Origin of the sequence: Candidatus Pseudomonas auctus (assembly GCF_048654275.1) — a bacterium.
Taxonomy (GTDB): Bacteria; Pseudomonadota; Gammaproteobacteria; order Pseudomonadales; family Pseudomonadaceae; genus Aquipseudomonas; species Aquipseudomonas pharyngis.
On record NZ_JBJYZK010000015.1, the window covers coordinates 160174 to 167661 of the forward strand.

9 protein-coding genes are annotated in these 7488 nt (G+C 64.1%); all 9 read left to right on the forward strand.

What is annotated here, in order from left to right:
* Positions 1-16 precede the first annotated feature (16 nt).
* The 9 genes from mdcA (at position 17) to madM (ending at position 7262) form a co-directional block, all read left to right on the forward strand.
* On the forward strand, positions 17-1687 hold the full coding sequence (gene mdcA / locus ACKUG4_RS23925) for a malonate decarboxylase subunit alpha (protein WP_445434962.1): 1671 nt from the start codon (positions 17-19) through the stop codon (positions 1685-1687).
* The gene (locus tag ACKUG4_RS23930; RefSeq protein ID WP_445434963.1) at positions 1687-2559 is read left to right on the forward strand and encodes a triphosphoribosyl-dephospho-CoA synthase; all 873 of its coding nucleotides are present in this window, start codon (positions 1687-1689) and stop codon (positions 2557-2559) included. Before mdcA ends, ACKUG4_RS23930 begins: the two co-directional genes overlap by 1 nt.
* Positions 2559-2858, forward strand: a complete 300-nt coding sequence (locus ACKUG4_RS23935; RefSeq protein ID WP_003229075.1) for a malonate decarboxylase subunit delta — start codon at positions 2559-2561, stop codon at positions 2856-2858. Before ACKUG4_RS23930 ends, ACKUG4_RS23935 begins: the two co-directional genes overlap by 1 nt.
* Complete coding sequence (locus tag ACKUG4_RS23940) at positions 2851-3702, forward strand: biotin-independent malonate decarboxylase subunit beta (protein WP_064380119.1); 852 nt, start codon at positions 2851-2853, stop codon at positions 3700-3702. The genes ACKUG4_RS23935 and ACKUG4_RS23940 overlap by 8 nt, the downstream gene beginning before the upstream one ends.
* Entirely contained in the window at positions 3699-4484 is a 786-nt protein-coding gene (gene mdcE / locus ACKUG4_RS23945; protein ID WP_445434964.1) for a biotin-independent malonate decarboxylase subunit gamma, read from the forward strand. The genes ACKUG4_RS23940 and mdcE overlap by 4 nt, the downstream gene beginning before the upstream one ends.
* Positions 4478-5098: a malonate decarboxylase holo-ACP synthase gene (locus ACKUG4_RS23950; RefSeq protein WP_445434965.1), complete on the forward strand. Its 621-nt coding sequence runs from the start codon at positions 4478-4480 to the stop codon at positions 5096-5098. The genes mdcE and ACKUG4_RS23950 overlap by 7 nt, the downstream gene beginning before the upstream one ends.
* Positions 5095-6015 carry a malonate decarboxylase subunit epsilon gene (mdcH, locus tag ACKUG4_RS23955; RefSeq protein ID WP_445434966.1) on the forward strand — a complete coding sequence of 307 codons (921 nt, stop codon included), beginning with the start codon at positions 5095-5097 and terminating at the stop codon, positions 6013-6015. Before ACKUG4_RS23950 ends, mdcH begins: the two co-directional genes overlap by 4 nt.
* Positions 6016-6079: 64 nt before the next feature.
* Positions 6080-6496 carry a malonate transporter subunit MadL gene (gene madL / locus ACKUG4_RS23960; RefSeq protein WP_064380127.1) on the forward strand — a complete coding sequence of 139 codons (417 nt, stop codon included), beginning with the start codon at positions 6080-6082 and terminating at the stop codon, positions 6494-6496.
* 1 nt (position 6497) lies between these two features.
* The gene (gene madM / locus ACKUG4_RS23965) at positions 6498-7262 is read left to right on the forward strand and encodes a malonate transporter subunit MadM (protein ID WP_007953314.1); all 765 of its coding nucleotides are present in this window, start codon (positions 6498-6500) and stop codon (positions 7260-7262) included.
* Positions 7263-7488: the final 226 nt, after the last annotated feature.

The window sequence follows — 7488 nt, forward strand, 5'->3', positions numbered from 1 at the left end:
ACCCCGTGGAGCGAGCATGACAACAACCATTTCCCCCGACTCGCGCTGGACGCGGCGGCGTGACGAGAAGCAGCGGCGCCTCGACAAAGTGCGCGGGCTGGCCGACGGTGCGGTGTTGCCCACCGACAAAATCGTCGCGGCACTCGAAGCGCTGATCCATCCGGGCGACCGTGTGGTGCTGGAGGGCAACAACCAGAAGCAGGCGGATTTCCTCTCGCGCTCTCTGGCCAAGGCCGATCCTGAAAAGCTCCACGACCTGCACATGATCATGCCCAGCGTCGGCCGTTCCGAGCATCTGGACCTGTTCGAACGCGGCATCGCCCGCAAGCTCGATTTCTCCTTCGCCGGCACCCAGAGCCTGCGCATCAGCCAGTTGCTCGAAGACGGTCTGCTGGAAATCGGCGCGATCCACACCTACATCGAACTCTACGCCCGGCTGGTGGTGGACCTGATCCCCAACGTCGTGCTCTCGGCCGGGTTCATGGCTGACCGGGCCGGCAACATCTACACGGGCCCAAGCACCGAAGACACCCCGGCGCTGATCGAACCGGCGGCGTTCAGCGACGGCATCGTCATCGTTCAGGTCAATCAACTGGTGGACGATGTCAGCGAACTGCCCCGGGTGGATATTCCGGCGTCGTGGGTCGATTTCGTGGTGGTGGCGGACAAGCCGTTCTACATCGAGCCGCTGTTCACCCGCGACCCTCGCCACATCAAGCCAGTGCACGTGCTGATGGCGATGATGGCGATCCGCGGGATCTACGAAAAACACAACGTGCAGTCGCTGAATCACGGCATCGGTTTCAACACCGCTGCCATCGAGCTGATTTTGCCGACCTACGGCGAATCCCTCGGCCTCAAGGGCAAGATCTGCCGCAACTGGACGCTCAACCCGCACCCGACGCTGATCCCGGCGATTGAAAGCGGTTGGGTCGAAAGCGTGCATTGCTTCGGCACCGAACTGGGCATGGAAAACTACATCGCCGCTCGCCCCGATGTGTTCTTCACCGGTCGCGACGGCTCGCTGCGTTCCAACCGGATGTTCTGCCAATTGGCCGGGCAGTACGCGGTGGACCTGTTCATCGGCGCGACCCTGCAAGTCGATGGCGACGGCCATTCCTCCACCGTGACCCGTGGCCGTCTCGCCGGTTTCGGTGGCGCGCCGAACATGGGCCACGACCCGCGCGGCCGTCGTCACGGCACTCCGGCCTGGCTCGATATGCGCCATGACGATTCGCAGCAGCCGATGCTCGAGCGCGGCAAGAAACTCGTGGTGCAGATGGTCGAGACCTTCCAGGAGGGCGGCAAACCGACCTTCGTCGAAACCCTCGACGCGGTGGAGGTGGCGAAAAAAAGCGGCATGCCGCTCGCGCCGATCATGATCTACGGCGACGACGTTACTCACCTGCTCACCGAAGAAGGCATCGCCTACCTGTACAAGGCGCGTTCGCTGGAAGAGCGTCAGGCGATGATCGCTGCGGTTGCGGGCGTCACCGCCATCGGCCTGCGGCACAACCCGAAAGACACCGAACGCATGCGCCGCGAAGGCCTGATCGCCTTGCCCGAAGACCTCGGCATCCGCCGCACCGATGCCACCCGCGAACTGCTGGCGGCGAAAAGCGTGGCCGATCTGGTCGAGTGGTCCGGCGGCCTCTACAACCCGCCCGCCAAGTTCAGGAGCTGGTAATGCACGCATTCAACCTGCAACCGAAAACCATCACCCTTGCGGAACGGCTGGCGGACCTGGCCGTGGACGCGCTGATCGACGAAGCCGACCTGTCGCCGAAACCGGCGTTGGTCGACCGCCGTGGCAACGGTGCTCACACCGATCTGCACCTGGGATTGATGCATGCCTCGGCGCTGGCGCTGTGGCCGGCGTTCAAGGAAATGGCCGAGGCCGCGCTTGAATTCGGCGAGATCGGCTTACCGCTGCGCGAAGCCATCGGCCGCATCGGCCGGGAAGGCGAGCAAGCGATGCTCGCCACCACCCACGGCGTGAACACCCATCGCGGGGCGATCTGGGCGTTGGGCCTGCTGGTCACGGCTGCTGCGCTGGACACGAAATCCACCAGCGCCAGCGCTGTCACGCTGCGCGCTGCGCGTCTGGCGTTGCTCGATGATTGTTATGCGCCGCGTCCGCTGAGCCATGGCGCCCAAGTCGCCCAACGCTATGGCGCTCGCGGCGCCCGGGAAGAAGCGCAACTCGGCTTCCCGTCCGTAGTGCAGCGTGGCCTGCCGCAGCTCAAACGCAGCCGTGCCGCCGGCCATGGCGAACAGAACGCCCGGCTCGATGCCTTGCTCGCAATCATGACTGAGCTGGCCGACACCTGCGTGCTGTACCGCGCTGGCGAACAGGGCCTGCACGCGATGCAGCACGGCGCCCAGGCAGTGCTCGACGCCGGTGGCAGCGCCAGCCTCACCGGTCGCCGTCGCCTGCACGAACTCGATCAACAACTCATCGCATTGAATGCCTCGCCCGGTGGCGCCGCCGACTTGCTCGCCGCCAGCCTGCTGCTTGACCGGATCGAGCGCGACGGCATCCTTCAGGGAGCGTTTTGATGGAAACCTTATCCTTTGAATTCCCCGCCGGGCAGCCGCCACGCGGTCGGGCGCTGGTCGGTTGTGTCGGTTCGGGCGATCTGGAAGTGCTGATCGAACCGGGCCTGGCCGGCAAGCTGACGATCAACGTGCAGACCTCGGTCAACGGCGCGCAGCAGCGCTGGCAGCATCTGTTTGCGCGGATGTTCGACGGCACCACGCCACCGGCGATGGCCATCGATATCCACGACTTCGGCGCGACCCCTGGCGTGGTGCGCCTGCGGCTGGAACAAGGCTTCGAGGAGATCGGCCATGACTGACACCTCGGCACTTCTACACAAACACAGCTTCGTCGAACTCGGCGCACGGCAGCGGGCGAAAGCCTTGCTCGACGCCGGCACCTTCCGCGAACTGCTCGATCCGTTTCAACGCGTCATGTCGCCGTGGCTGGAACGCCAGGGCGTGGTGCCCCAGGCCGATGACGGTGTGGTGATCGCCAAGGGCAGCCTCGACGGTTTGCCGGTGGTGATTGCCGCCATCGAAGGCGCGTTTCAGGGCGGCAGCCTCGGTGAAGTCGGCGGCGCAAAGATCGCCGGCGCGCTGGAACTGGCCGCCGAAGACAACCGCAAAGGCATCCCGACCCGCGCCATCCTGCTGCTGGAAACCGGCGGCGTGCGCCTGCAGGAAGCCAACCTTGGCTTGGCGGCGATTGCCGACATCCACGCGGCGATTGTCGATCTGCAGCAATACCAACCGGTGGTTGGCGTGGTGGCCGGCAGCGTCGGTTGCTTTGGCGGGATGTCGATTGCCGCCGCGCTGTGCAGCTATTTGCTGGTGACCCAGGAAGCACGCCTCGGCCTGAACGGCCCGCAGGTGATCGAGCAGGAAGCCGGGATCGAGGAATACGACTCTCGCGACCGGCCCTTCATCTGGAGCCTGACCGGTGGCGAGCAACGTTTCGCCAGTGGTCTGGTGGACCGTTATGTCGCCGATGACGTGGCGCAGATTCGCCAGCAGGTCGGCGAGTTGCTGCAACAAGGCTTGCCGGCGCAACCGCGCAGTCAACGGGCCGAGTGGTTCCTGCAACGCCTGACGAGCCTGGACACTGACAAGCAAATCGAGCCTTCGGTGGTTCGCGATCTGTATCAAGGAGAGCGCTCATGAGTGGTTATTCCGTGCGCGGTTTGAACTGGTTCAACGCCTTGAGCGCTGGCGCGAATGCCGTTGAAGGTTTGCCGCCCTCGCTGAAGGTCGCCGACGGGGCACTCGGGCGTTTTATCGCGGTGGTCGCCGATCCGCAAAACCGTTTCCCTCGCGCCCGCAACGGCGAAGTCGGATTGCTCGAAGGCTGGGGCCTGGCCAAGGCGGTGGATGACGCGATCACCGCTGACCGCGACAAGACGCAAAAACGCCCTTTGATCGCCATCGTCGATGTGCCGAGCCAGGCCTACGGTCGCCGCGAAGAAGCCCTCGGCATTCACCAGGCCCTGGCCGGTGCGGCGCACGCTTATGCCCGTGCGCGGCTGGCCGGGCATCCGGTAATTGCGCTGCTGGTGGGCAAGGCCATGTCCGGGGCGTTTCTCGCTCACGGATATCAGGCCAATCGCTTGATCGCCCTGCGCGATCCGGGGGTGATGGTGCACGCGATGGGCAAGGCTTCGGCGGCACGGGTGACCTTGCGCAGCGTCGAAGAACTGGAAGCCCTGGCGTCCAGCGTGCCGCCGATGGCCTATGACATCGACAGCTATGCCAGCCTCGGATTGCTCTGGGAAACCTTGTCGGTGCAGCAGATCGAACAGCCGACGGCGGAGGATCTGGCGCGGGTCGGCGAATGCCTGAAGCAAGCCATCGAAGATATTGGCGCGACTGATTTGAGCAATCGTCTCGGCGCGAAAAACCGCGAAGCCTCCAGCCGTGTACGTGAATTGCTGAGGGCGCAGTGGTGAACAGCGTTCTCGCCCACGACCTGCTGTGGGGCATGACGCCGGCGCAGTTGCCGGCGGAAGCGCCGCAGTGGGCGATTGATTCGCTGGCTGCCGGGCAACCGGTGGTGGTGCGGCGGGCGTTGAGTGAGGAAGGACTTGTGGCAGTGGGCGTGCGCGGTCGGTTGCGCGAGCAGCGGCTGGCGGCGTTTATGTCTGTCGATTCGATTGCCTGTCGGGTCAGCCCGGAAGCGCTTTGTCATGTAGAGAGCGCGCGTGATCTGCCGGTCATGCAGGCGCTGCGGCAACTGCGGCCGGTGCTCGATGATTGCGGTTGGATCTGGGGTGTCAGTGGCAGTGTCGGGTTTGAGCTGGCCAGTGGATTTACGGCAATGCACGAGCGCAGCGATCTCGACTTGATTCTGCGTACACCGCAACTCATTACCCGTAACCAGGCGCGCAAACTGGTGGCGCATTTCGATCAGGCGATCTGCCGGGTCGACCTGCAATTGCAGACGCCGTTCGGTGCCGTCGCCCTGCGCGAATGGGCCGGAAATGCTTCGCGGGTGCTGCTGAAAAACGCCCATGAAGCCTGTCTGGTGTCTGATCCGTGGAACCCGCAGGAGCAGGCAGCGTGAGCAGCCTGCTGGTGTTTCCCGGCCAGGGCGCGCAGCAGCCCGGCATGCTTCAGCGTTTGCCTCGGGAAACGCTGATCGAGGCCAGCGACGAGCTCGGTGAAGATGTCTTGCGGCTGGATTCCAGCGAAGCGCTGCGCAGCACCCGGGCGGTTCAGCTCTGCTTGCTGATCGCCGGCGTTGCAGCCTCGCGGCAGTTGTTGCAGGACGGACTCACCGCAGATTACGTCGCCGGCCTGTCCATTGGTGCCTACCCGGCAGCGGTGGTCGCCGGAGCATTGAGCTTCAGCGATGCGCTGCATCTGGTCAGCCTGCGCGGCGAGTTGATGCAGCAGGCTTATCCACAGGGCTTCGGCATGACCGCGATCATCGGCCTGCAATTATCCACAGTCGAAATGCTGCTGGCGCAGGTGCACGGCGCAGAAACACCGGTGTACCTGGCCAATATCAACGCCGATAACCAGGTGGTGATTGCCGGCAGCGACAAGGCGATGCAAGCGGTCGCCGAGCTGGCGCGCAGTCGTGGCGCCGGTCTGGCAAAACGGCTGGCGGTCAGCGTGCCGTCGCACTGCCCGTTGCTGGATGAGCCTGCGCAAACCCTCGCCGAAGCGTTCACCAGGGTAGAACTGAAAACACCGAACATCGCTTACCTGAGCGGCAGTCGCGCCAGGCCTGTGACCAAGGTAGAAGCGCTGCGCGACGACCTCGCCTTCAACATGTGCCGCGTGGTGGACTGGCGCGGCACCGTACAAAGCGCCTACGAGCGCGGCGTACGTCTACAGATCGAACTGCCGCCCGGTGCGGTGCTGACCGGGTTGGCGCGCCGGGTGTTCGAACAGGGGACTGTCACTGCCTTCGACAGTGCCCGGCTCGACACCTTGCAGGCGCTGTTGCGTGAAGAGGAGGGCCGCCGACTCTAGACCGCCGCGACTCATGCTTCGAACAACAAAAACAATTCGACGATGCACTTTGAGGACTACAACAATGATTATTTACGGTGTGGCGCTGCTGGCGATCTGTACGCTGGCAGGGGTGATCATGGGTGACATGCTCGGTGTTCTTCTGGGCGTCAAATCCAACGTCGGCGGGGTCGGCATCGCCATGATCCTGTTGATCTGCGCGCGGTTGTGGATGCAGAAACGCGGCGGCATGACCAAGGATTGCGAGATGGGCGTCGGCTTCTGGGGCGCCATGTACATTCCGGTGGTGGTGGCGATGGCCGCGCAACAGAACGTCGTCACCGCCCTGCACGGCGGCCCGGTGGCAGTGCTGGCGGCGATCGGTTCGGTGCTGGTCTGTGGCTGCACCATTGCCCTGATCAGCCGCACCCACAAGGGCGAGCCCTTGCCCGACGAACCGGCGGAAATCTCCCCGGTCGGCACACCGGTAGGAGGTCGCTGATATGTGGGATCTCATTGAAAAAGGTCTGGAACACAACGGTCTGATCACTGCCTTTGCCTTCGTCGGCGTGATCATGTGGGTCTCGGTGATTCTCTCCAAACGCCTGACCTTCGGGCGGATTCACGGCTCGGCGATTGCCATCGTCATCGGCCTGGTGCTGGCCTGGGTCGGCGGGACGATGACGGGCGGGCAGAAAGGCCTGGCGGACCTGACGCTGTTCTCCGGCATCGGCCTGATGGGTGGCGCGATGCTGCGGGATTTCGCCATCGTCGCTACCGCATTTGAGGTGCAGGCCACCGAGGCGAAGAAGGCCGGGATGATCGGCGTGATTGCGCTGCTGCTGGGCACGATCCTGCCGTTCATTGTCGGTGCGTGCATGGCTTACGCGTTCGGTTATCGCGATGCGGTGAGCATGACCACCATCGGCGCGGGTGCGGTGACTTACATTGTCGGCCCGGTGACCGGTGCGGCGATTGGCGCGACGTCGGATGTGATGGCGCTGTCGATTGCCACCGGGTTGATCAAGGCGATTCTGGTGATGGTCGGCACGCCGGTGGCGGCGCGCTGGATGGGCCTCGACAATCCGCGCTCGGCAATGGTGTTCGGCGGGCTGGCCGGGACGGTGAGTGGCGTGACGGCGGGGCTGGCGGCGACGGATCGGCGGTTGGTGCCTTATGGGGCGTTGACGGCGACGTTCCACACCGGACTTGGTTGCCTGCTTGGGCCTTCGCTGCTGTTCTTCATTGTTCGCGGGATTGTTGGCTGAACGTCAAAAGCCCCTCACCCTAACCCTCTCCCGGAGGGAGAGGGGACTGACCGAGGTGTTTTGGCGTTATACATCGACCTGAGATTTCTGAGTCGAACTCAGGTCTTGAAAAGCCCCCGATCTGCTCCCTTTCCCCCTCGCCCCCTTGGGGGAGAGGGCTGGGGTGGGTAAAGACCGGGTACATCCTTTACGTTTGAGACCGGGGACATGGTTTACAGGTATCAAT